1 protein-coding gene is annotated in these 336 nt (G+C 55.7%); it reads left to right on the plus strand.

Annotated features, from left to right (window positions below):
• Nucleotides 1–306 (plus strand): hypothetical protein (locus tag AC1RPW_RS08250; RefSeq protein ID WP_481769481.1); only part of this gene is annotated, 306 nt, incomplete at its 5' end.
• Nucleotides 307–336 lie beyond the last annotated feature (30 nt).

Consider the following 336-nt stretch of genomic DNA (forward strand, 5'->3'; position numbering starts at 1 on the left):
GTTTATGACGACTGGCGCGAGGCGGCCCGTGCAGCCGACGAACACGCACGGATTAGTGCCGAGGGTTACAAAGAATACGACGAACGCTATCAGGAGGCAAAGAAGCTTGAAAGCGATATCGAGCACGAAGAAAGCTTGACCGAGGCCCGGCTTACTCGTATCCGTGAGTGCATCAAAGTGCGCCACGTGTCGGAATACTGGCGCGATGAATTGCGCGGCGCAATAGAGGACGTTCGCGAATTGCGCGAATCGGTTGCCGACAAGAAACAGAAGCTCAAAGACGATTACGCGGATTGTGATATCTAACCTACTCACGAAGGGGCCTACGGGCCCCGC

The organism is Dellaglioa sp. CoH-55-MRSF-8, assembly GCF_056782195.1.